1 protein-coding gene is annotated in these 373 nt (G+C 66.5%); it reads right to left on the reverse strand.

The window, feature by feature from the left end; translation table 11 throughout:
• The coding region (locus EKC99_RS15590; protein ID WP_368667183.1) for a hypothetical protein at nucleotides 1-373 on the reverse strand (373 nt) is incomplete at both ends.

A 373-nucleotide genomic window follows, 5' to 3' on the forward strand; every position in this document is an offset into this window, starting at 1 on the left:
CTTCCCAGACCTTGTCGGCGATGGCCGAAGCCTCGTCGAACACCAGCAGGATGCGCCGGCCCTCGTTGTGCAGACCTGCGAATGCCTCGGTGTTGTTCTGCGACCACGGCACCGCGTCGATGCGCCAGGTCTTGTCGTGGCCCGGGGCGTTGCTGATCAGCGCGGTGGCAGTCAGCGTGGCCCAGTCCTTGGTGAGGCTGATCCCGTGCCACTTCGAAAGCTCGGCCCAGGTCTTGGTGCGCAGCTGGTTGTCGGTGTTGGCCGTGACCACGCCGCGGGCGTCCTCGAACGTGTCGAAGGCCCACTTGATCAGCATCGCCACCAGCGCGGACTTGCCGATGCCGTGGCCAGAGCCGACAGCCTGGCGGATCAC

Origin of the sequence: Anoxybacillus sp. MB8, assembly GCF_011006755.1 — a bacterium.
GTDB classification, from domain to species: Bacteria; Bacillota; Bacilli; order Bacillales; family Anoxybacillaceae; genus Anoxybacillus; species Anoxybacillus gonensis.